Below are 23,369 nucleotides of genomic sequence, written 5' to 3'. Positions count from 1 at the left end.
TAAAAAAGAAACAACCTCGTATAATAAAATTGGGGTGAACAGGAATGCTTACCGAGCTATCCATTAAAGATTTTGCAATTATTGAAGAAATAACGATTACTTTCAACGAGGGATTAACTGTATTATCCGGAGAAACTGGTGCTGGGAAATCGATTATTATTGATGCGGTTGGACTTTTATCTGGCGGAAGAGGGTCAGTTGAATTTATTCGGTACGGAACAAAAAAAGCTATGCTAGAAGGGCTATTCACCGTTCCAGTGGGACATGCTGTTTTCGCAAAAGGAAAAGAATTCGGAATTGATATTGACCTAGACGGCATGGTTGTTTTGCATCGAACGATAACTTCTAGTGGGAAGAGTATATGCAGAGTAAATGGTAAGTTAGTAACACTAGGTATCCTAAGAGAGTTTGGCAAGACGTTGATCGACATCCATAGCCAACATGAAACACAGTCACTAATGGACACCGACCGACACATAGAATTATTGGATGGGTTTAATCATGATCAAATCAGCCAAGCAAAACAAGCATATGATAAAGAATATCGACAGCTTCATTCTTTAAAGAAACGTTATAAGGAATTAAGTGAAAATGAGCAGGAAATGGCGCAGCGTTTAGACTTGTTACAGTTCCAATTAAGTGAATTAGAAAATGCTAATTTAATTCCAAACGAAGATATAGAGCTTACAGAAGAACGAAATAAATTAGCTAATTATGAACGGATCTTTGCTGGGCTAAAGGATGCGTATAATGCTTTGTACGGAGAACAAAAAGGTCTGGATTGGCTTTCATTGGCGTTAAATGGACTAGAAACAGCAAGTACTTACGACGATCAGCTTCAAAACAAAAAAGAATTACTTACGAACCATTATTACTTAATTGAGGAACTGACATTTGAGCTTAGAAATTATCTTGACGGCTTAGAATTTGATCCAGAAAGACTAAATAGTATTGAATCTAGATTGAATGAAATAAATCGTTTAAAGAAAAAATATGGCAAAACAGTAGAAGAAATTTTAGAGTACGCATCAAAAGTTGAAGAAGAGATTGATCAAATTAAAAATCGAGATTCGCATTTGCAGAAATTGCAAGAAGATGTGGAAGGGAAAAGTGCTGATGTATTGTTAGAAGCGAAGCATCTCCGTGAGACGAGAATAAAAGCTGCACAAATACTTACAGTCCAAATCCACCAGGAATTAAAAGACCTTTATTTAGAAAAGGCTATATTTGAAGTCTCGGTTGAGTTGAAAAAAGGAAACACGACAGACCCTGTTTTAGGTGGAGTGCCAGTACAATTAACGCCTATTGGATGTGATGTCGTCAAGTTTTTAATAACTACAAATCCAGGAGAGCCTCTTAAAGAAATCAGTAAAGTTGCTTCAGGTGGAGAATTATCAAGAATAATGCTTGCACTTAAAAAGATTTTTGCAAAACACCAAGGGGTAACCAGTGTTATTTTTGATGAAGTTGATACTGGAGTTAGTGGAAGAGTTGCTCAATCTATCGCCGAGAAAATTTATGGGATTTCAACTAAATCCCAAGTACTTTGTATTACGCATTTACCACAAGTAGCGTCAATGGCTGATACCCATTTGTTAATTGAAAAGCATGTGAAAGATAGTCGGACAAACACGACAGTAAAGGATTTATCAGTAGAAGAACGCGTGATTGAATTGGGACGGATGATTACTGGATCTGAATTGACCGAAACTTCTATGGACCATGCGCGTGAATTAATTCATTTAGCAGAAAAACTCAAGAAAAAGCATAACTGAAAAATGCGAGTCTGTATCATCAGGCTCGTTGCTGTGATACGACGCTCTCCAAACCCCGAAACCCTGATTGTAATCAAATGGTACCTGCCACTTCTACCTCCACTTAGTCTGAATGGTTGACCTCCAAATAGGAATAATAATCTTATCAGCATTTATACAAGGAAATTAATTGACAATGGAGGAAAAGTTACCCCTTATAAGAGAACTTTTCAGGGTTTAAAAAGTGTGAACTAAGGTCAAATTAGAAGTACAGATAAAAAAATATGGGTTAGGAACGAGGAGAGTGAAAACATGTATAAGGCAATTCGAAATGGAATAGGCATATTGCTCCTTGTTGCTTTCCTGTGTATTCCATTCATTACACCTGTACAGACTTACCTTTCAATACCGAATCAAATTACTACGTTTAATTCAAACAACCCAATAAGTGTTCCTGCAATGGGAAGAAACGTTAAAGTTAAAAGTTCAAATTCAAATGAAGTAATTCAAGCAATGAACTCCTCTGAGTTTGAAACAGTTGCAAACGGTGAAAGTAATATAGTGTATGAACTGGCTGGATTACCAATAAAGAAAGTTAATGTGGATGTTCTCGAGGATTTCAAAGTGATCCCAGGTGGACAATCAATTGGAGTTAATTTACAAACGTTAGGCGTTTTAGTTGTAGGCCATCACCTTGTTAAGACAGATGAGGGAGAAGTATCTCCAGGCGAAGATGCAGAGATTAAAGTTGGTGATACAATATTGAGCATTAATGATCAAGAAATCAGTAGTATGAAAGACGTTGCCCCGTTTGTTAAAGAGGCTGGTGAAAAAGGTGAATCGCTTTCGGTAGAAGTAAAAAGAGGAAAAGAAACTTTTACAACCGATTTGAAACCGTATCTTGATAAAAGAGATAATGAATACCGAATTGGGTTATATATTCGTGATTCAGCAGCAGGTATCGGAACAATGACTTTTTATGATCCAAAATCGAAAAAGTATGGTGCACTAGGACATGTTATTTCCGATATGGATACAAGAAAGCCTATCGAAATAAATGATGGTACGATTGTACGATCTACAGTTAAATCGATTAATAAAGGTTCAAATGGTACCCCTGGAGAAAAAAGAGCAGAGTTTTCAGCAAAAGAAGGAGTTATCGGTAATATCACAGAAAACACACCATTCGGGGTATTTGGTAAACTAAATAAGCAAATATCAAATGGTAAGTGGAACAAACCAATGCCGATAGCATTATCAAACGAAGTGGAAGAAGGTCCAGCGAAAATACTAACCGTTGTTGAGGGAGAAAAAGTTGAAGAATTTGACGTGAAAATAATCAATAGTGTTCCACAAAAGTATCCCGAAACAAAAGGGATGATTGTTAAAATCACCGATAAGGAACTTCTTGAGAAAACAGGTGGAATTGTTCAAGGGATGAGTGGTAGTCCGATTATTCAAAATGGCAAGGTTATTGGAGCAGTTACACATGTTTTTGTAAACGATCCTACGTCTGGTTACGGTGTTTTCATTGAATGGATGTTAAATGAGGCAGGAATCGATATTTATAAGGACCAGCAACAAGCAGGCTAAGAAAAAGGTAACCCAATATTTTGGGTTACCTTTTTCTTTGCAAGATAAGCATGGATAACATTCAGCGACAGCTACGTCCAGCTTCATATTATTGTCTTAGGACTTTTCTGCTAAGTATGTTAAAATAAGGTAAAGATTATTCGACAAACTTGTCTTGTTGTTTGTCAAAATTAATCGAAATTAAGAGTAATTTAGAGAAAATCAAAGCAAAAGAGGATAAATATAAGTTTTTTTCCGGAAAAGAAGGAATTATTGAACTTGTGTCGAATTTGTAACGTGGAACCGAGGAGGAACTACATGAAGGAGGAACAAAAAGTGGAAAAAATTAAAGTGTGTTTAGTCGATGACAACAGAGAATTAATTCAAATGATGGTAGAGTACTTAGATGACCAATCAGACCTTGAAGTTGTCGGGACAGCATATAATGGGAAAGATTGTTTAGAATTATTAGAAAATATCGAACCAGATGTCTTGGTTCTTGACATTATTATGCCACATGTGGATGGATTGGCTGTTTTAGGTAAAGTGAAAGAGCTTGAAAGAGCCAAGCATCCAAATGTCATCATGTTAACTGCTTTTGGACAAGAGGAAGTTACAAAGAAAGCCGTTGACTTGGGTGCTTCTTATTTTATTCTGAAACCATTTGATCTTGAGAACTTAGCTGAGCAAATTAGACAAGTCCATGGAGTTGCTCCATCAATTGGTACAAAATCAGCAAAAACTAAAGTAGCTACGGAGAATAGAAAGCATGATTTGGAAGCAAATATTACACATATCATTCATGAAATTGGTGTGCCCGCACACATTAAAGGCTACATGTACTTAAGAGAGGCAATAACGATGGTATATAAAGACATTGAATTACTTGGCTCGATTACGAAAGTTCTTTATCCAGACATTGCCAAAAAATACAATACTACTGCTTCGAGAGTTGAGCGGGCAATCCGTCATGCTATTGAAGTGGCTTGGAGCCGTGGTAATATGGATTCCATTTCATCCTTGTTTGGATATACGGTTAGTATTTCAAAAGCAAAGCCGACCAACAGTGAATTTATAGCGATGGTTGCCGACCGACTGCGATTGGAGCACCGGGCTAGCTAACCTTTAGGTATATCAAGGTTTATAATGGTTAGTAAAAATTATAAATGAGAAGAAAACACCGATAAATATACAAAAAGTAATGGTAGGGATGATAAATCCCCTTTGTTCGTTATGATGTAAATCATGATGGAAAAAGGGGGTTTTTTACGTTGAATGAAATTGCAAATTATTTGGCAATATTCGAGTCTTTTTTACTAGATAAGAAAATATAAAAAATGCAAGAGCTGTCTAGCTCCGTCAATATAGGCTGGTTATTTTTTATGAGCAAACTTAGATTCAATCTTTAGGTGATGATTCTGGTGGAAGGATAATTACTTATAGCATTTTTATTGGGGAAAAGGACAAGTGCTAAGCAGGACGTGATTGTCACTGAATGTTGTCTGCGTTTGGGCTCTTTTAGACCTTTTTATCTAAATACAAAAATGAATAGTCTAAAGTACCTTTTTTATATTAGCATCTCTGTTACCTCCTTTTATTTTAATATTCTAACTTTACAAGAATATTTGAAACAAATAGAGGGATTTTAATGAGTGAGGAGGTAATAAAAAATGAAAAAAATAATGTTTGTACTAACTGTTGTTCTGGCACTGATTGTTCCGACATCAACGTTCGCTGCAAGTACTTATATTGTCCAACCAGGGGATAGCATGTGGAAGATTTCGGTAAAATATAAAATTGGTTTATCTGAAATTATTGATGCAAATCCACAAATTAAAAATCCGCGATTGATTTATCCGAAGCAAAAGTTAACGATACCGAATATTGATGAGATTAAATCAATTGAAAACCAAGTTATCAAATTAACGAACCAGGAACGAGCTAAATACGGTCTTCCTGCATTAAAACAAGACTGGCAATTATCAAGGGTTGCAAGGTATAAGTCACAGGACATGCGTGATAAAGGATATTTTTCGCACACGAGTCCTACTTACGGTTCTCCATTTACCATGATGACTAATTTCGGCATCAACTACACTAGTGCTGCTGAAAATCTTGCTAGAGGTCAACAAACACCACAAGAAGTTGTTTCGGGCTGGATGAAAAGTGAAGGGCATAGAAAAAATATCCTAAGTCCAAAATATACACATATTGGTGTCGGCTATGTAAAGAATGGAAATTATTGGACGCAAATGTTTATAAAGAAGTAGAAAAGAAGAGTGAACCTAAGGGGCTAGGCGCTGAAGCTAGACAATCGGGTGTGCTTATTGTAAAAGATAAAAAAACCGAAGAGCTGTCTAGCTAAAGGCACCTACCCCGCCTGAAATCTTGAGCTGGGCAAGGCGGCTTTTGCTTTTCTTAAAAGAAACTTTGTTATTGTATTGTTTCCAGGGGAATAGCCACATATTTTAACAAATGAACAGGATTAACTAAAGTTGCTTGCTTATTCGCTATATTTGTTGGTTATGGTACAATGTTTCTGATAACAATTTTTTTGGAAGTGTGTTAATATTTTGAATGATACAGAAATTTATAAATGGAGAGGTTAAATTACAATGAAAGTAGCAAAATTCGGAGGGAGTTCAGTTGCTAGTGCTGAACAATTAAGAAAAGTTGCTAACATAATCATGGACGATTCAGACCGTAGGGTAATTGTTGTTTCGGCACCTGGTAAACGATCGAAAGAAGATACCAAGGTAACTGATTTACTCATTGCTTTAGGAGAAGCATACAAATCAGGTAATGACTATGAATTGCAATTAAAACTAGTATTAGAGCGTTTTAAAAGTATAACGGATGAGTTAGGTATATCTGATCAAGTGACAACTGAAATAAGACAAGATGTCGAAAGTGTATTTTCATCTAACTACAGTGACGCACTTAAGCTTGATGCGATAAAAGCTATTGGCGAAGATTCTCTAGCAAAGGTTCTTAGTGATTACTTGATATCGCTTGGACTTGAGGCTACTTATTTAAACCCTAAGGATGCAGGGATTTTTGTCAGTGATGAACCGGGAAGTGCACAAATTCTTGAAGAAAGCTACGAGCACTTGTATAAACTTCGTGAACGAAAAGAAATTGTTGTCATCCCAGGCTTCTTTGGCTATACGAAGGATGGGAAATTAGTAACATTTTCTCGTGGTGGCTCAGATATCACTGGTTCGATTGTAGCAGCTGGTGTAGATGCAGACCTATACGAAAACTTTACCGATGTTGATTCTGTTTATTGTGTTAACCCAAATATCGTTGAGAATCCTAAAGAAATTACGTCGCTAACCTATAAAGAAATGCGTGAGTTGTCTTATGCAGGTTTTTCTGTCTTTCACGATGAAGCACTTATTCCGGCATTTAAGGCAAGTATTCCTGTTTGTATTAAAAATACGAATAATCCACACGGACTTGGAACAATTATTGTTGCGAAGAAGGAAACAAGTGAAAATCCTGTCGTTGGAATAGCAAGTGATAGTGGTTTCTTAAGTCTTTATGTAAGTAAATACTTAATGAATAGAGAGTTAGGATTTGGGCGTAAGTTATTGAATATTCTGGAAGATGAAGGTATCTCCTTTGAACATACGCCATCGGGAATTGATGATTTATCAGTCATTATTAGAGAAAGCCAACTAACGCCAACGAAAGAAGAAATCGTAATTAGACGGATTAAAGAAGAACTTGATCCAGACACAGTTAATATTGAAAGAGGACTTGCGTTAATTATGATTGTTGGTGAAGGTATGAATAGTACAATTGGTATTGCAGAAAAAGCAACGAGAGCGTTTACTCATGCGAACGTTAACTTGGAAATGATTAACCAAGGTTCCTCAGAAGTCTCATTGATGTTTGGCATTAAAGCAGAAGGTGTTAATGCTGCTGTTAAAGCACTATATCAGGAATTTTTTGAATAATTGCTAATCTTATAAAAGCTTTAAAAAACGCTCTTATACTTAGAGCGTTTTTTTAATAAGATAATAAAGTATAAAAAAGATCTAAGAGCTGCCTAGCGCAGGGCGCCCTTCGCATTTCTTAATAAGTTATCCAATCAATCGTTAAAGAGGTTGTTCAAAAAGTCACCAAATAGGAAAAAGGAAACTGCTTTTTCCCTGATAAGCTACGCATCTCTTCGTTGGATTGTTCTTCCGGTCCTCATGTAGGGAAAGCCTACATTTCGGTCCTCAGAACTGCACCGCCTCGACCTGCTTGCTTCTAATTCGTCGACTTTTTGAACACGCACTTAAAGGTTAACTTCTATTTCTTCGTTTGAACCTACCTTTTGCTAGGTTCCTCTTTCTATCTCTATGTAAGATAAAACCACCAATAAAGGCCAATCCTGATATAAATAACAAAATGCCGATAAGTGATTGTATTGCCCAGTGGAAGAAATACGGGTAAATGTCATTGAACACGGCATCCCGAATTAATTTTACCCCCCACGTAGCGATAATCCCTGGGATAACTAATAGTATTAGTGCAACGATTCTCATTTTGTTCACCAATTCCTCTCAGACATAAGTATAGCAAAGCACCTAGAAAATGAAAACCTCCCTCATCTTGCCAAAATATGCATAAAAAGGTAAGATTAATACGTGTGAAATAGTGCAGGGTGTGATAAAAATGACAGAGTATTGTTCATGCCATTCATCATCTAAGCTACCAAAGATAAGAAACGACCATGGCTTTCTGCAGCCACCATCTAGGATAAAAAAATTCAAGAACTGTCTAGCTCCGGGCGCCTACCCCGCCTGAGGTCTTAAGCATAAAATCTTTGTGTCAAAGAACGACACATAGATTGCTTGTCGGTGGTGACCAAGGCGCGCTGTGAAAATGGATCATTCATGCTGTACTGGAGAAAATAACCGAAATAAAACAAAAACAGCAGATAAGTTAGCGTTATCTATTAGAAGTCTATATTACTAAATGGAGAAATATGGATTGGATTAATTTCACTCAAGCTGTGAATAAATCAGATTTCTTAAACGTATCAATCAAACAAAAGCATATCAATGGAAAAAACGAACGGCAGCGGTTTAGTATATCTAGGTGGTGGTTGTTTTCGAAGAAATAAAACGAATTCTAGTATTTAATCCTAGTTAAAACTCAACAAAAAGGGCTGTATTTGAAAATGATAAGCTTATTGTTTGAAATGTTAATATTGCATAACAAGGATGAGCTTGCACCATATCACCACGTGATTGACGAATACGCATTTCGGACAAAAGTTATATTAAATGAGTTGCATAAAGAAGGAATAAACCTATCAAAATTCACAGCGATATGTGGACGGGGAGGGCTTATCAAACCCATTCCTGGTGGTCGGGCTGGAACCATTCCTACTGAAAATCTGATAGAAATGTGTTTTTCTGGGGTGTATACCCGTGAACAAATGGTGAAAAAATGACAAACCAAGGAGGTTTAAAAGCCTACTTAGGTACTAATAACATAGAAGAAATAATAGACAAAGTGAACAATGGGGACATTTATGCAAATCGCGTCTATCAAGCGATGGCATACCAAGTTGCTAAAGAAATTGGTTCCATGAGTGTTGTGCTAAACGGGGCAGTGGATGGAATTATTCTAATAGGACCAATTGCTTTTGATCAATCATTTGTCACAATGGTATCACATAGAGTTGACTGGATAGCTGATATCTTTGTTTATCCTGGTGATAATGATGTAATGTCACTTGCAATGGGCGCCCTTCGTGTATTAAATGGAGAGGAACAAGCAAATGTATATTCACGTTGAGAAAAGAGAGGAGTGGGCAAATGGCTAAAGAATATGATTTAGTGATCCTTGGTGGGGGAACTGGAGGATACGTTGCAGCAATCAGGGCATCGCAATTAGGTCTTAAAACAGCAATTGTTGAACGGGATAAGTTAGGTGGAACTTGTTTACATAAAGGTTGTATTCCTTCTAAATCTTTATTAAGAAGTGCAGAAGTACTGCGACAATCAAAGGAATCAGACACTTTCGGTGTCGAAATAGAGAATATCTCACTAAATTATACAAAGGTCCAAGCTCGAAAAAATGCCGTTGTTGAATCGTTACATAAAGGTGTCCAAGCACTAGTCAATCAAGCAAAAGTTGATGTTTTCTATGGCAATGGTACAATCCTCGGTCCATCGATTTTTTCTCCTAACGCTGGTACGGTTTCTGTACAATTAGCTGGCTCCAACGACAATGAGCTGTTAGTACCAAAATATTTACTTATAGCTACAGGATCTAAAGCTAGAGGTATTCCGGAACTTGATGTAGACGGAGACAGGATAATTTATTCTGATCATGCACTCGATTTGAAAGAACTTCCTCAATCAATCATTATAGTAGGAGGGGGAGTAATAGGAATAGAATGGGCGTCGATGCTTTCAGATTTTGGTGTAGAGGTAAGTATTGTTGAAGCTGGCAGTCGTATTTTACCATCAGAGGACAAGCATATTGCTAAGGAAATGGATAAAAGGCTCAAGAAAAAAGGTGTATCTATTTTTACTAATGCAACATTAGATCAAGCTACAGTCGAGATTACGACTAACGTGAAGGCAGAGGTAGTAATAGAAAAAGGTAGACAGTCGATCGAAGCAGACAAACTACTAATTGCAATAGGTAGAGAACCAAATACTAGTAACGTTGGAATTGAGAATACTGATGTTAAACTTGATTCGAATAGGAATATTGAAACGAATGAATTCTATCAAACAAACGAGGAACATATTTATGCTATAGGCGACGTAATAGGTGGCATGCAACTAGCACATGTGTCGACTAAGGAAGCTTTAATAGCTGTGGAACATATAGCAGGTCTTCATCCATACCGGTTGGATTATTTATCTGTCCCTACATGTGTATATGCACATCCGGAAATAGCTAGAGTTGGTTTGACAGAGGAAGAAGCAAAAGAAAAGGGCTACCAAGTCAAGACAGCGAAAGTTTCCTTCCAAGCAATTGGTAAAGCTCTTGTATATGGTGAATCAGATGGTTTTGTGAAAATGATAGCTGACGTCGACTCCAATGATTTGTTAGGGGTCCATATGATTGGTCCACACGTTACAGACCTCATTTCTGAAGTTGGATTAGCGAAGATTCTTGATGCATCGCCTTTTGAAATTAGTGAAAGCATTCATCCTCATCCGTCACTGTCAGAAATAATTGGGGAAGTTGCCTTTGCAATAGAGGGAAAGAGATTACATGGTTAAGTAAGTATAGGAGGGTAAAATATGGAACATACATCTGTTGGTTTAAGTGATGAGCAAGCCATTGATATGTATAAAACGATGTTACTTGCAAGAAGAATTGACGAGAGAATGTGGTTACTGAACAGATCTGGAAAAATCCCCTTCGTCGTTTCGTGCCAAGGTCAAGAAGCTGCACAAGTTGGTGCTTCGTTTGCTTTAAATAGATCGGTTGATTATGTGTTACCGTATTACCGGGATGTTGGTGTTGTTTTGGCCTTTGGTATGACAGCAAGAGACCTAATGCTGCAAGGATTTGCAAAAGCAGAGGACCCGAACTCTGGTGGAAGACAAATGCCTGGACATTTTGGTCAAAAGAAAAATCGGATTGTTACCGGGTCATCTCCTGTCACAACCCAAGTACCACATGCGGTTGGTATTGCTTTAGCAGCTAAAATGGAGAAAAAAGAATTGGTTAGTTTTGTTACGCTTGGTGAGGGATCTTCAAACCAAGGGGACTTTCATGAAGGAGCAAACTTTGCTAGTGTTCATAAGCTTCCAGTTATTTTTATGGTTGAAAATAACCAATATGCTATTTCTGTCCCACTAAGTAAACAGGTAGCTTGTGAAAAAATATCTGATCGTGCCATAGGGTATGGGATGCCTGGGATAACGGTTGATGGTAATGATCCACTTGCGGTCTATGATGCTGTTAACAAAGCGAGAGAAAGAGCGATCAAAGGCGAAGGACCGACATTGATTGAGACGGTTTCTTACCGATTAACACCGCATTCTAGTGATGACGACGACTTATCTTATCGAAAGAAAGAGGAAGTAGACGAAGCTAAAGCAAAAGACGGCGTTTATGGGTTCGCAAATTATTTAAGGGAATTGAATCTACTTACCGAAACGGTAGAGCAACAAATAGAGGAAGAGTTAAAAGTGTTAATAGACGAAGCAACAGATTATGCGGAAAATGCTCCATATGCAGAACCAGCTAGTATATATAAGCATGTTTATGCAGAGTAGGGAGGGGATTAGATGGCAGTAATATCTTATATACAAGCAATAACGATGGCTTTACGGGAAGAAATGGAACGGGATGAAAAAGTGTTTGTCCTCGGGGAGGATGTGGGTGTCCGTGGCGGAGTGTTTCGTGCTACAGATGGTCTATACAATCAGTTTGGTGAATTAAGAGTAATGGATACGCCACTAGCAGAGTCTGCTATTGCAGGGGTTGGAATAGGTGCTGCCATGTATGGGATGAGACCTGTTGCCGAGATGCAGTTTGCTGATTTTATTATGCCAGCAGTTAACCAAATTATTTCAGAAGCAGCTAAAATTAGATATCGATCTAATAATGATTGGTCTTGTCCAATAACTATTAGAGCGCCTTACGGTGGTGGTGTACATGGGGCGTTATACCATTCCCAGTCAATTGAAGCTATTTTTGCAAATCAACCAGGCTTGAAAATTGTCATGCCTTCAACCCCATACGATGTAAAAGGATTACTAAAAGCAGCAATTCGGGATGATGACCCTGTACTGTTTTTAGAACATAAGCGTGCTTATCGGGCTATTAAGGGTGAGGTTCCAGATGAGGATTACACGTTACCAATTGGAAAAGCTGACTGTAAACGAGAGGGTACAGATATCACTGTAATTACTTATGGGTTATGTGTTCATTTTGCACTTCAGGCTGCAGAAAAGTTAGCAAAAGATGGGATTAGTGTCCATATTTTAGACTTAAGAACAGTATATCCGTTAGATAAAGAAGCTATCGTAGAAGCTGCAGCTAAAACAGGTAAGGTATTACTTATCACTGAGGATAACAAAGAAGGTAGTATCATTGGAGAAGTTGCCGCTATTATTAGCGAACATTGCCTGTTTGATTTAGATGCTCCGATCAAGCGGCTTGCTGGTCCAGACGTACCATCCATGCCCTATGCGCCAACGATGGAAAAGGAATTTATGATGAATCCAGACAAAGTAGAAAAAGCAATGCGTGAGCTTGCTGAGTTCTAGATTAAGGAGGCAAATTTCTTGGCTATAGAAAAAATTACAATGCCCAAATTAGGAGAAAGTGTAACAGAAGGAACAGTAAGTAATTGGTTAGTTAAAACAGGGGATTTTGTAAATAAATACGATCCAATTGCTGAAGTAATGACTGACAAAGTGAATGCGGAAGTACCTTCTTCTTATGCTGGTACAATCCAAGAAATCGTAGCGGTTGAGGGTGAGGCCATTTCAGTTGGTGAGTTGATGTGCTACATCGAAACAAATCAAACAGAACAGAAAAGTGTACAACAGTCACACGAAAGTTTTACTACTGCTACTACCAAAAATGCTTCCGATAATTCGATGAAAACGAGGTATTCACCAGCAGTGTCAAAGCTTGCTCAAGAAAATAATATTGATTTGCAGCAAGTAAAAGGTTCTGGTCGAGGTGGGAGGATTACACGTAAAGACATCGAAACGGTGATCGCTAATGGAGGAATTGCTACCTTAGCAACTGACAAGCCTAAAGAAACGAATAACAAACCAAGTATGACTAGTTCGGTGGATTATAAGCCGACAATGTGGATTCCGCCTAATTATGAAGGGATTAAAACCAATGAGGGAGATAAAGAAATTTCGATAACAGGAATAAGAAAAACAATAGCTCAAAATATGGTCCGTTCGATGACCGAGATTCCCCATGCATGGATGATGATTGAAGTTGATGTAACAAATTTAGTAAGGTATAGAAATTCACAAAAAGACGCCTTCAAGCAAAACGAAGGGTATAACTTATCTTACTTTGCCTTTTTCCTTAATGCCGTTGCAAAAGCATTAAAGCAGTTCCCACAATTAAATAGTTCTTGGGCCGGAGATAAAATTATCCAACGAAAGGAAATTAACCTTTCCATCGCTGTCGCTCATGATCAGGAGCTATTTGTACCAGTATTAAAAAATGTAGATGAGAAGAGTATTAAAGGGATTGCTAAAGAAATACATAGCTTAGCAAACAAAGCAAGAACAGGTAGTCTTTCGCAAAAAGACATGGAAGGTGGTACCTTTACGGTTAACAATACAGGCTCGTTTGGTTCTGTCCAATCCATGGGAGTTATCAATTATCCGCAAGCAGCCATTCTACAAGTTGAGTCTATCGTGAAACGTCCGGTCATCATTAACGATATGTTTGCTGCCAGAGATATGGTGAATTTATGTCTATCGCTTGACCATCGTGTTTTAGACGGAGTAATTTGTGGACAGTTTATGTCGCATATTAAAGAGATATTAGAAAACATCTCGATCGATACAACACCGATTTATTAACTATGTGTAGCACCTTCATTCCTCACGTGTGGTTTGAAGGTGTTTTTTTGTTTGTGTAAACAAGGCCTGGTGCATTAGGCAGTTGTCAGAATGATAGTTTCTGTTGCCAATCTAGGTCTTATGATTCAAAAGCTACAGCAACCGTTCCCATATCGAACAGTTAACATAAGATATAATTAATTAGAATCAATGTAACAAGGGGAGGGAGCAAGCAAGTGAAGTTTACGATTCAATATGTTCCACTAAAAAAGATAACAAATAATCAGCCAGTAGACGTGACAGATAAAATACGGTATTTGAGAAAAGTAATGTTGGACTGTTTATATTTATTGGTTGTTAAGAAGAATAAAAAAGAAGACAGTTATCAAGTGTTAAGTGGACATAGTAGGCTTGACTTTCTCAGCAAACATACCAACTTGAAATATGTTCCATGCCTCATTGCCGATCAACATGCAAATAGTTCGAAGGCTGCTTTGTTAAACAAGATGAACGATAACAACTCATCTAGCTTTCAAATTATTAAACGATTTATCAAAGAGGAACCAGAGTATAAAAGCTTAAATCTCTTCCAAAAAATAAAAATACTAATGATAGGACTGAATTATAAACGGACAGTCATTTCAGTAATGAAGTCTCAAGTGAATCAATGGAAATAACAACGCAAGTAAGTTTATGTGAATTAGTTCTCTGTCAAGAAAAAAGGAGGTTGAACGGCTCAACCTCCGAGAAGTTTTATTCAGTTAAAAGTTTGTCTTCTAGATCATCTAGCATGAGGTTAGCTGCAATAACACCGCCAGCTGTGTTCCATATCGTATCACTGACTTCATAAGCTTTACCTGCTTTAACAGCACTCAAATTATTCCATAATGGGTCATTAATCCACTCATCTTGAACCTGCTTACCTTCGCCTTTTTCGTTTTCATATGTGAAATAGAAAACAACATCTCCATCCATTTCGTTAATTCTCTCTTTTGTTACCCCTTTAGCGGCGAAATCATCGACATCCTGCGCTTCTGGTCGTGCGAGTCCTATTTCTTGTAAAATAACACCAGAGAAGGAATCTTTATGATAGATACGAACGTCGTTAGGCATGAAACGCACCATGGACACCTCTGTATCTATCTTATCTCCCAAATTAGCTGTTAAATTGTTAACTCTCTCATTATATGCATCTAGTATCTCTTGACCCTTTTCTTCTTTATTAACAGCTTTTGCGATTAGTTCAAAATTAATCTTCCAATCACCGCGAAGTGTTTCCTCAAATACTGTAGGGGCAATTGCGGATAACGCCTCGTATTGCTCCTCTTGTCTCATTTTGTTACCTAAAATTAAATCTGGTTTTAAAGCGGCAATTGCTTCAAGATTAATATTACTTTCTACCCCAACTACTTCTACACCTTCCATTTGATCTGAAATATGATCATACCATGGATCTCCTGTCCAGGATTGTACTGCTCCAACCGGTGTAATTCCTAAAGATAGAAGGGCTTCCGTTCCGTGGTTGGTTAAGACTACAATTTTCTTTGGTGTTCCTTCAATCGTAGTAGTTCCCATCGCATGTTCGATTTCGTAGGATTCCGTCGAAGTAGATTCTTCTTCAGTTGTTTCAGACGACGTTTCTTCCTGTGCATTTACCTCTGGTTCTTCACCATTTGCTGTGTTTTCACTTGAACCGCAAGCAAAAAGCACGACAGACACCAATAAAGCAATGAGTCCTAATACTATTTTCTTAGTCATAATTCTCCTCCTATGTAAAACATTTTAAATGATAATGATTTTCATTACCATTTAAAATGATAATCGTTCTCAACTATTATGTCAATATGAAAAAAGAAAAAGTGCTTTTAATGAAACTAATTCTCAATTCAATTGACAATGATTCTCATTTTTACTAGACTTATATCGATAGATAAAAAGACTTCTAGTGCTGGGAAGGTAAGAATTTATGATTAAAAGCAGTTGGACAAAGTGGATTGGACTTATCATCGGCGTACTACTAATTATTGTTTTTATGTGGGCTAGTGTTATTTTGGGTCTTACAAAGATTTCAACGCAAATGGTTTTTGACTCATTTTATCAATTTGATGGATCAAATGAACATATTATAATTCAGGATACTAGAATTCCTCGTGCACTTATCGCCGGTGCTGTTGGGGCAAGTCTCGCAATTGCCGGTGCTATCATGCAAGGACTTACAAATAATCCACTAGCATCTCCTAGTGTATTTGGTGTGAATGCAGGTGCAAGCTTTTTAGTTGTTGTAGGTATTAGTTTTTTTGGGATTACATCATTGGGAACACTTAAGTGGTTGGCTTTCCTTGGAGCTTTAATTACCGTTGTCATTGTCTATGTGTTAGGTTCGCTTGGTAGGGATGGAATTACACCGATAAAGTTGACGTTAGCTGGTGCGGCTATTGCAGCCTTATTTTCTTCCCTTACGCAAGGTGTTCTAACATTAAACGAACAGGCGCTTGATCAAGTTTTATTCTGGCTTGCGGGATCCGTCCAAGGAAGAGAACTAGAGCTACTGACAAGCGTGTTTCCCTATTTCCTAACGGGATGGTTATGTGCTATTATCATTGGACGCCAAATGAATGTTCTATCCATGGGAGATGATGTGGCGAAAGGATTAGGACAGCGTACACTCTTGGTCAGGATATTTGGTGCTGTATTAGTTATTTTGTTGGCTGGTGGAGCTGTTGCAGTTGCTGGTCCAATTGGATTTATTGGCATTGTTATTCCTCATATTGCAAGATGGCTAGTGGGAATTGATTATCGCTGGATCATTCCGTATAGCGGTGTTTTAGGTGCGTTATTATTGCTGTTCGCTGATATTGGCGCAAGGTATATTATCATGCCGAGCGAGGTACCAGTAGGAGTAATGACAGCTTTTATTGGGACACCGTTCTTTATTTACATAGCCAGAAGGGGGATTAACGAATGAGTAAATATATCCCTGTTCGGCTTGGTAAAATATCTTTTTTGTTAGAAAAGCGATCACTGGTGCTATTTGTTAGTTTGTTTGTCCTTATGGCAATTTTAATTGTTATTAGTCTAGGGCTTGGCCAAATGAAAATCTCTCCACTAAACGTCGTTCGATCTATTTTAGGGATTGGAACCGAAATGGAGCAGTTAGTTGTTTTGTCTTTCAGGATGCCTAGAATATTAATGGCTGCTATTGCTGGTATTGGTTTAGCTCTCTCAGGCGCGATCTTGCAAGGAATCATAAGAAATCCGCTAGCATCACCCGATATTATTGGTATCACAGGCGGCGCAGCTTTCACAACAGTTGGATTTTTAGCATGGTTTAGTGATCGTAGCAACACACTTACTGTGAGTATTAGTTGGTTACCCCTTGCTTCTTTATCAGGAGCCATTATCATGGGTCTACTTGTTTATTTTTTAGCATGGAACAAACAAGGAATTACGCCAATACGTCTTGTTCTTATCGGTGTTGGGTTATCGGCAACTGTTCAGGCATTGACAACAATGACGATGTTACTCGGTCCGATTTTTACTGCGTCAAGAGCAAATATATGGATAACAGGTAGTGTTAATGGTACTAACTGGTCAGAAGTAGTTACTGTTATTCCGTGGATGATGGTTTCTATCCTTATTTTGTTTATATTTACTAGGCGTTTGAACATTCAAGAATTAGGTGAAGAACTTGCGACAAATGCAGGGGGATTAGTGCAGAAAGATCGGTTTGTGTTACTACTCTTAAGTACCGCACTTGCCGGTGGTGCAGTTGCTTTTGCTGGTGGGATTGGTTTCGTTGGATTAATGGCGCCGCATATGGCGAGAAAACTTGTCGGATCAGCGTTCGGTGTTTTATTACCTGTGTCGGGCTTAATTGGTGGGATAATTGTTTTACTAGCTGATTTAATTGCTAGAACTGCATTTGCGCCATTAGAGGTTCCGGCGGGTGTACTTACGTCTGCAATTGGTGCACCGTACTTTATTTATCTATTATACCAGAGTGGTAAAAAATAAGTTTGCTCTCAACAACGGAAAGGGGATGGAAGAGATGGATGCAATTTCGACTAACTCACTTACACTAGGTTATGGGGAAGCGAAAATTATTGAAGAACTAGATTTAGCGATACCAAAAGGGGAAATTACAGTATTTATTGGTAGTAACGGTTGTGGGAAATCTACCTTACTTCGGTCACTGGCTCGGTTATTAAAGCCGCAGAAAGGGTCAATTGTCCTTGATGGAAACGAAATTGCTCATATGCCAACGAAAAAAATAGCTAGGAATTTAGCTATTTTACCACAATCCCCGACTGCACCAGAAGGTTTAACTGTTTTACAATTAGTAAAGCAAGGAAGATATCCTTACCAAAATTGGTTGCAACAGTGGTCGAATGAGGATGAAAATGCCGTAATTTCTGCACTTCAGGCCACTGGAATGAGTGAACTTGCTGAGCGGAAAGTTGATTCCCTTTCCGGTGGACAGCGGCAACGGGCATGGATTGCGATGACCTTAGCTCAAGATACAGACATCATTTTGTTGGATGAACCAACTACTTACTTAGATATGACCCATCAAATTGATATCTTAGATTTACTCTATGATTTAAATCAAACAGAACACCGGACAATTGTGATGGTTTTGCACGATTTAAATTTAGCTTGTCGGTATGCAGATCATATTGTCGCCATTCAGGATAAACAAATATACAAACAAGGTGAACCAGATGAAATTATTACTCCTGAGTTAGTTCATGCTGTTTTCGGTTTACGTTGTCAGGTAACTTGTGACCCTATTTGTGGCACCCCATTATGTGTACCTTTTAGTAAGGGGCGGCATTTGAAGGGGGTTAATCATGGTAAATCGCTTGTTAGATAGTGAATTAACCTATTTGGTTGATCATTTTAGGGTTGTCTATCACACAAACCAACCTAAAATACGAATCGAACAATTATTAGACAATGCTACCTTATATGCATACATTAATAACTTAAAGGCTGATTTTCAGACAGATAATATGTTTATAGTCGCTTCTCAATTTATGAAGCGAATAGGTTATCTCCTCGTTGTACCAGCTTTGTATAGTATGACGAGGTTTGAAAAGAAATTAATTATTTCACCTAGTTCTAAAAGAGAGGGAATTTGTGTGTATTTAACAATAAAAGAAACGGCCGAATATTTATCGATGAAGGAAACAACAATAAAACAAATGATAATGGAAAAGAAAATTAGAGCTGTTCATGACGGAAACCAATATGTCATTTATAAAGACCAATTTAATACCCACATCGACCAGATTGAAAAGTACCAAAAATTGATTCAAGACTATTTAAACGAACCAATTCCAGAAGACCTTGATGTAAAGGATGAAGATTAAAGATGTCTAGGCCACATAAGCAAAAGTATCTTACTGAAAAAAATAACATTAAACTCGATCACGCTGAGAAATACCGAGTTAAAGAACCGAGTGAGTTATTGACTTTTTTATTAAATGTTTCAAATAAGGGCAGAAATGCAGTTAAAGCGCTGCTTTCAAGAGGTCAAGTACTTGTCGATGATCAAGTGATTAGTCAATTCAACCATCAACTAAAACCGAATCAAATGGTAACCATCATCAAAGATACCGTAGCGCGAAATCTCAACTTTTCAGGATTGCAAATTCTCTACGAAGATAATGATTTAATTATTATTGATAAACAATCAGGATTACTATCGATTGCATCTCCAAAAGAAAAACAACTAACAGCTTATCGTCAATTGTCCGACTACGTACGTAGTAAAAATCGTAACAACCGGATATTTATTGTGCATCGTCTTGACAAAGATACATCTGGTGTAATGGTGTTTGCTAAATCGGAAAAAATGAAGGTAGAGCTCCAAAGTGATTGGAAAAAGGTAGTTAAAGAGCGCAGTTATATGGCATTAGTAGAAGGTGAACTATCTAAACAAGCTGGTAAAGTTGAGTCATGGTTAAAGGAAAATAGTATGCATAAAATGTATTCGACTACAGAGCAGCATGGTGCGAAAAAGGCAGTTACCCATTATCAAACCATTCAATCAAATGGACAGTTTTCCTTGCTCGAATTAAAGTTAGAAACTGGTCGAAAAAACCAAATTAGAGTACACATGAGTGACTTAGGGCACCCAGTCGTAGGTGACAAAAAATATGGTGCAACGAGTAACCCAATTAATCGACTTGGCTTACATGCAAAGAAGCTTGTATTTACACACCCGAATACCGGTAAGCTACTACAATTTGAATCGAACACTCCACAGCTCTTTTTTACAAAATCAAAACCTGATTGAACGTGATGTCCCCCATCCTTTTTTATGTCTATTGGCAAACAAAAAGGACGGGGTTAAGGTTTTTCTAATTCACAATTTCTTTTAATACATCTTCTAAATTTTGCAAAACTCGCTTATCCGTTGTACTAGGCTCATCGGTTTCAATAGTCCATTGTTGATTTAGTAACGCTAATTGGTTATTTTCTTTTTTGTAGGGTTGGTTGATGAAGAATTCTTTGTCATCCTTTTTAACTGTATAACCTACATAATAGTTGCTGTCTTGTCCTTCCTCTTCAAAGATACCAATAGCATCAATGTCATAAGTTTCAATAATTGTTTCAAATGTATCTTGTAATTCAGTAATTAGTTGTTGTCTTGTACGAGCTATCATTTTGATTCCTCCATTACGCTTTTTTTCTAGTATGAAGTATTAGTAAGAAATTATTACCTTGGCTTAATTAATCTTTCTTTCATATGCTAACCTAGTGAAAGGAGTGTTTAATAACGTGAAAAAGAAAAAAATAAGAAATTATACGAGCGTTGGTACAGTTGACCCTCGTGGTATAGAACACCAAATTACTTACCCAGGACAAAAGGAGTTTAACCTAAGGAATGTATCATATTCCCCAGGAGAAAATGATTATTTAAACGAAAATGGTGATCAGGCCACGGAAAGATAATTTTTCCTGTTTGATCTACTTAACTTGTCTACTTGGATTACAATGAATAAATCTACTAAAATCAAGGGAGAGGGCATAACCATGAAAGATATTGTTCAATATTTTGTTGTTAACGGTGATTTAACCATGTCACCGGGTAAAGTGGCTGCCCAAGTGGCTCATGCTGCTACACAGTCTGTCTTTGCCTATCACAAAAATGCAGATTATGCCGAATGGTTGGAATCAGGACAAACAAAAATAATTTTAAAGGCAAACGAAGCAAGTTTAATCAAGCTAAAGGACGATTTCATCGCCATCCGAGACGCAGGAAAAACTGAAATTGAACCAGGGAGTTTGACAGTTGTTTGTTTGCCACCAATGGAAAAAGAAAAAGCAAAGGTCTATACGAGTAAGTTCTCGCTTTATAAATAATCTGTCGATTGACAGACTGGATAATTGAAACGGGCAGATAAAGTTGGTACTATTAACTACATAGTGATTAGAAATATATAGGAGATGATTGAAAATGGATTTTAACTTATTCATGGGAGATATAGTGGATGCTGCACGAAAGGACATTACAGAAGCTGGTTACGAACAATTAACAACACCAGAAGAGGTTGACCAAGCTCTAAATAAAAAAGGTACAACATTAGTGATGATTAATTCCACATGTGGTTGTGCTGGTGGGGTGGCAAGACCTGCAGCTGCTAATGCAATTCATTACGACAAGCGCCCAAATCACCTTGTAACAGTCTTTGCTGGACAAGACCGCGAAGCAACAGAAAGAGCAAGAGATTATTTCGAAGGATATCCACCGTCTTCACCATCTTTTGCATTATTAAAAGATGGCAAAATTGTCACTATGGTCGAACGCCATGACATTGAAGGGTTTAGCCCAGTTGATGTCGTAAATCGTTTACAACATATATTTGATGAAAATTGTGAAGAAGTTTAATATCGAGCTGTTCTTTAAAATCCCTTGTCCTTTTAACTAAGGCAAGGGATTTATTATCAGATAAGCCCTTTAGCTTTTGTTATACGATAAATCAGTGTTTAGGAGTTTATCCATGAAAATAGGCTACCGTACAATAAAAACGGCTATTGGGACACCTCTAGCCATTTGGATTGCAGAATTGTTTCAACTAAATAACTATGTATCAGCAGGTATAATAACACTGCTGTGCATCCAACCGACTAGAAAGAAATCGTTTCTAAGCTCTTGGCATCGGTTCGGTGCATGTGTTTTGGCGATTGTTTTTGCATTTGTTCTATTTGAAGGAATTGGTTATTATCCATATGTCATTGGTTTATTGTTACTACTCTTCATTCCAACTACGATTAAGCTACATGTAACACCAGGAATTGTTACAAGCTCTGTCATCCTGCTACATCTTTATAGTTCACGTGAGATAACAATGAAACTTATCGTCAATGAACTCTATTTAATTATCATAGGAATTGGTATTGCATTATTACTTAATTTGTATATGCCAAGCCTTGATCAAAGATTAATTCAAATGCAAGAGAAGATAGAGGAAAATTTTAAAGCGATATTAAAAGAAATTGCCATTTACCTTCGTGAAGGGAAGCAAACTTGGACGGGTAGTGAAATAACAGAAACTGATCAATTGTTGGAACAAGCCGAAGCTATGGTGCTTCGAGATATTGAAAATCATGTACTAAGGGAACAACATTCTTTTTACGATTATTTTACAATGCGAAAAAAACAGTTTGAATTGTTAAGAAGAATGTTGCCGCTAATCAGTCAAATGGACTCGTTTCACGAACAATCCTTCCAGATGGCAGATTTTTTTGATGACCTTTCCGAATCCGTACACCCAGGAAACACAGCGACAGTCCATTTGAATACCCTGCATCACTTAAAACAAAGCTTCAGTGAAGCCGAGCTGCCAGCAACGAGACAAGAATTTGAAACAAGGGCAAATCTATTCCGTTTACTACACGAAATAGAGCAATATTTATTATTAAAGAAACGATTAATTAAATAGGAACATCACTCATTAATTTGGGTAAATAGGGAATGGTAAAAGAAAAGATAAAGCAAGGAGGTCTGACATGAAAGTTTTACTCTCCGCTATCTTATTCTTTACTCTGGGCATTCAAGCAACAGAAGCCAGTTCATCGTTTATCATTGTAAACAAGGAAACGAATCAGTTAGCATATTTTAAAGAAGGGGAAGTAGTTGAAATATTTACCGTTGCTACCGGTGCAACCAATGATTTAACACCAACCGGAAAACACAAAATCGTTGTCAAGGCAGTAGACCCTTATTATCGCAAAAAAAATATTCCAGGAGGTTCGCCAAATAACCCGCTTGGTAGCCGGTGGATGGGAATTGATGCTTTAGACACGGATGGTCGAATTTATGGGATTCACGGGACGAATAGACCTGATTCTATTGGGAAAAGTGTCTCAGCAGGCTGTATTCGAATGAAAAATGAAGAAATCGAGAAGCTGTATTCCAATATACCAATAGGAACTACAGTCTATATTACATCGTCAGAAGAAGACTTCGCGACGATTGCAAAAAAATTAAATGCACTCTAAAAAAGCAGGCTGCTCG

Annotated in this window: 23 protein-coding genes and 1 pseudogene; 21 read left to right on the top strand and 3 right to left on the bottom strand. The window is 37.6% G+C overall.

Going from position 1 to position 23,369, the window contains the following annotated elements:
- Positions 1 to 44: 44 nt before the first annotated feature.
- The 5 genes from recN to NC799_RS00885 all read left to right on the top strand — a co-directional run bounded on the left by recN (position 45) and on the right by NC799_RS00885 (position 7,288).
- Positions 45 to 1,775 (top strand): DNA repair protein RecN, encoded by a 1,731-nt coding sequence (recN, locus tag NC799_RS00905; protein WP_272444434.1) that lies wholly within the window; start codon positions 45 to 47, stop codon positions 1,773 to 1,775.
- A 291-nt stretch (positions 1,776 to 2,066) separates the two neighbouring features.
- Positions 2,067 to 3,347, top strand: coding sequence for a SpoIVB peptidase (gene spoIVB / locus NC799_RS00900; protein ID WP_272444433.1), 1,281 nt, complete (start codon positions 2,067 to 2,069; stop codon positions 3,345 to 3,347).
- 315 nt (positions 3,348 to 3,662) lie between these two features.
- On the top strand, positions 3,663 to 4,448 hold the full coding sequence (gene spo0A / locus NC799_RS00895) for a sporulation transcription factor Spo0A (RefSeq protein ID WP_272444775.1): 786 nt from the start codon (positions 3,663 to 3,665) through the stop codon (positions 4,446 to 4,448).
- A gap of 548 nt (positions 4,449 to 4,996) precedes the next feature.
- Positions 4,997 to 5,596, top strand: a complete 600-nt coding sequence (safA, locus tag NC799_RS00890; protein ID WP_272444432.1) for a SafA/ExsA family spore coat assembly protein — start codon at positions 4,997 to 4,999, stop codon at positions 5,594 to 5,596.
- A 345-nt stretch (positions 5,597 to 5,941) separates the two neighbouring features.
- Positions 5,942 to 7,288, top strand: coding sequence for an aspartate kinase (locus NC799_RS00885; RefSeq protein ID WP_272444431.1), 1,347 nt, complete (start codon positions 5,942 to 5,944; stop codon positions 7,286 to 7,288).
- Between the two features lie 333 nt (positions 7,289 to 7,621).
- On the opposite strand, the gene NC799_RS00880 is transcribed toward NC799_RS00885, so the two are convergent.
- On the bottom strand, positions 7,622 to 7,864 hold the full coding sequence (locus tag NC799_RS00880; RefSeq protein WP_272444774.1) for a DUF2627 domain-containing protein: 243 nt from the start codon (positions 7,862 to 7,864) through the stop codon (positions 7,622 to 7,624).
- A 559-nt stretch (positions 7,865 to 8,423) separates the two neighbouring features.
- Between NC799_RS00880 and NC799_RS00875 the strand changes: the two are divergent.
- The 6 genes and pseudogenes from NC799_RS00875 to NC799_RS00850 all read left to right on the top strand — a co-directional run bounded on the left by NC799_RS00875 (position 8,424) and on the right by NC799_RS00850 (position 14,520).
- A pseudogene (locus tag NC799_RS00875) lies at positions 8,424 to 9,125 on the top strand (hypothetical protein).
- Between the two features lie 20 nt (positions 9,126 to 9,145).
- Complete coding sequence (gene lpdA, locus NC799_RS00870; RefSeq protein ID WP_272444430.1) at positions 9,146 to 10,570, top strand: dihydrolipoyl dehydrogenase; 1,425 nt, start codon at positions 9,146 to 9,148, stop codon at positions 10,568 to 10,570.
- Between the two features lie 21 nt (positions 10,571 to 10,591).
- The gene (locus tag NC799_RS00865; RefSeq protein ID WP_272444429.1) at positions 10,592 to 11,575 is read left to right on the top strand and encodes a thiamine pyrophosphate-dependent dehydrogenase E1 component subunit alpha; all 984 of its coding nucleotides are present in this window, start codon (positions 10,592 to 10,594) and stop codon (positions 11,573 to 11,575) included.
- Between the two features lie 12 nt (positions 11,576 to 11,587).
- Positions 11,588 to 12,571, top strand: a complete 984-nt coding sequence (locus NC799_RS00860; RefSeq protein WP_272444428.1) for an alpha-ketoacid dehydrogenase subunit beta — start codon at positions 11,588 to 11,590, stop codon at positions 12,569 to 12,571.
- An 18-nt stretch (positions 12,572 to 12,589) separates the two neighbouring features.
- Positions 12,590 to 13,864, top strand: a complete 1,275-nt coding sequence (locus NC799_RS00855) for a dihydrolipoamide acetyltransferase family protein (RefSeq protein ID WP_272444427.1) — start codon at positions 12,590 to 12,592, stop codon at positions 13,862 to 13,864.
- 215 nt (positions 13,865 to 14,079) lie between these two features.
- Complete coding sequence (locus tag NC799_RS00850; RefSeq protein ID WP_272444426.1) at positions 14,080 to 14,520, top strand: hypothetical protein; 441 nt, start codon at positions 14,080 to 14,082, stop codon at positions 14,518 to 14,520.
- A gap of 76 nt (positions 14,521 to 14,596) precedes the next feature.
- On the opposite strand, the gene NC799_RS00845 is transcribed toward NC799_RS00850, so the two are convergent.
- Positions 14,597 to 15,601: an ABC transporter substrate-binding protein gene (locus tag NC799_RS00845; protein ID WP_272444425.1), complete on the bottom strand. Its 1,005-nt coding sequence runs from the start codon at positions 15,599 to 15,601 to the stop codon at positions 14,597 to 14,599.
- 208 nt (positions 15,602 to 15,809) lie between these two features.
- Here NC799_RS00845 and NC799_RS00840 point away from each other — a divergent pair, with 208 nt between their 5' ends.
- The 5 genes from NC799_RS00840 (at position 15,810) to NC799_RS00820 (ending at position 20,144) form a co-directional block, all read left to right on the top strand.
- Positions 15,810 to 16,808, top strand: a complete 999-nt coding sequence (locus NC799_RS00840) for a FecCD family ABC transporter permease (protein ID WP_272444424.1) — start codon at positions 15,810 to 15,812, stop codon at positions 16,806 to 16,808.
- A complete protein-coding gene (locus tag NC799_RS00835; RefSeq protein WP_272444423.1) occupies positions 16,805 to 17,857 on the top strand; it encodes a FecCD family ABC transporter permease in 1,053 nt (350 codons plus the stop codon). Before NC799_RS00840 ends, NC799_RS00835 begins: the two co-directional genes overlap by 4 nt.
- Positions 17,858 to 17,891: 34 nt before the next feature.
- Complete coding sequence (locus NC799_RS00830) at positions 17,892 to 18,716, top strand: ABC transporter ATP-binding protein (RefSeq protein ID WP_272444422.1); 825 nt, start codon at positions 17,892 to 17,894, stop codon at positions 18,714 to 18,716.
- A 268-nt stretch (positions 18,717 to 18,984) separates the two neighbouring features.
- Positions 18,985 to 19,215 carry an excisionase family DNA-binding protein gene (locus NC799_RS00825; protein WP_272444773.1) on the top strand — a complete coding sequence of 77 codons (231 nt, stop codon included), beginning with the start codon at positions 18,985 to 18,987 and terminating at the stop codon, positions 19,213 to 19,215.
- Positions 19,216 to 19,217: 2 nt separating this feature from the next.
- Positions 19,218 to 20,144 (top strand): RluA family pseudouridine synthase, encoded by a 927-nt coding sequence (locus NC799_RS00820; RefSeq protein ID WP_272444421.1) that lies wholly within the window; start codon positions 19,218 to 19,220, stop codon positions 20,142 to 20,144.
- 64 nt (positions 20,145 to 20,208) lie between these two features.
- Here the strand turns inward: NC799_RS00820 and NC799_RS00815 are convergent, their stop codons facing one another.
- Positions 20,209 to 20,514: a DUF5634 family protein gene (locus NC799_RS00815; RefSeq protein ID WP_272444420.1), complete on the bottom strand. Its 306-nt coding sequence runs from the start codon at positions 20,512 to 20,514 to the stop codon at positions 20,209 to 20,211.
- Between the two features lie 115 nt (positions 20,515 to 20,629).
- Here NC799_RS00815 and NC799_RS00810 point away from each other — a divergent pair, with 115 nt between their 5' ends.
- The 5 genes from NC799_RS00810 (at position 20,630) to NC799_RS00790 (ending at position 23,353) form a co-directional block, all read left to right on the top strand.
- A complete protein-coding gene (locus tag NC799_RS00810) occupies positions 20,630 to 20,803 on the top strand; it encodes a hypothetical protein (RefSeq protein WP_272444419.1) in 174 nt (57 codons plus the stop codon).
- An 81-nt stretch (positions 20,804 to 20,884) separates the two neighbouring features.
- Positions 20,885 to 21,214: an aminoacyl-tRNA hydrolase gene (locus NC799_RS00805; protein ID WP_272444418.1), complete on the top strand. Its 330-nt coding sequence runs from the start codon at positions 20,885 to 20,887 to the stop codon at positions 21,212 to 21,214.
- A 94-nt stretch (positions 21,215 to 21,308) separates the two neighbouring features.
- Positions 21,309 to 21,740, top strand: coding sequence for a BrxA/BrxB family bacilliredoxin (locus tag NC799_RS00800; RefSeq protein WP_272444417.1), 432 nt, complete (start codon positions 21,309 to 21,311; stop codon positions 21,738 to 21,740).
- A gap of 112 nt (positions 21,741 to 21,852) precedes the next feature.
- Positions 21,853 to 22,794 (top strand): aromatic acid exporter family protein, encoded by a 942-nt coding sequence (locus NC799_RS00795; protein WP_272444416.1) that lies wholly within the window; start codon positions 21,853 to 21,855, stop codon positions 22,792 to 22,794.
- 67 nt (positions 22,795 to 22,861) lie between these two features.
- Entirely contained in the window at positions 22,862 to 23,353 is a 492-nt protein-coding gene (locus NC799_RS00790) for a L,D-transpeptidase (RefSeq protein WP_272444415.1), read from the top strand.
- Positions 23,354 to 23,369: the final 16 nt, after the last annotated feature.

Origin of the sequence: Aquibacillus salsiterrae, from assembly GCF_028416595.1 — a bacterium.
In the GTDB taxonomy this organism is placed as follows: Bacteria; Bacillota; Bacilli; order Bacillales; family Amphibacillaceae; genus Aquibacillus_A; species Aquibacillus_A salsiterrae.
Note: the sequence above shows the minus strand (reverse complement) of the source record. Positions and strands in the feature narration are given on the sequence as shown.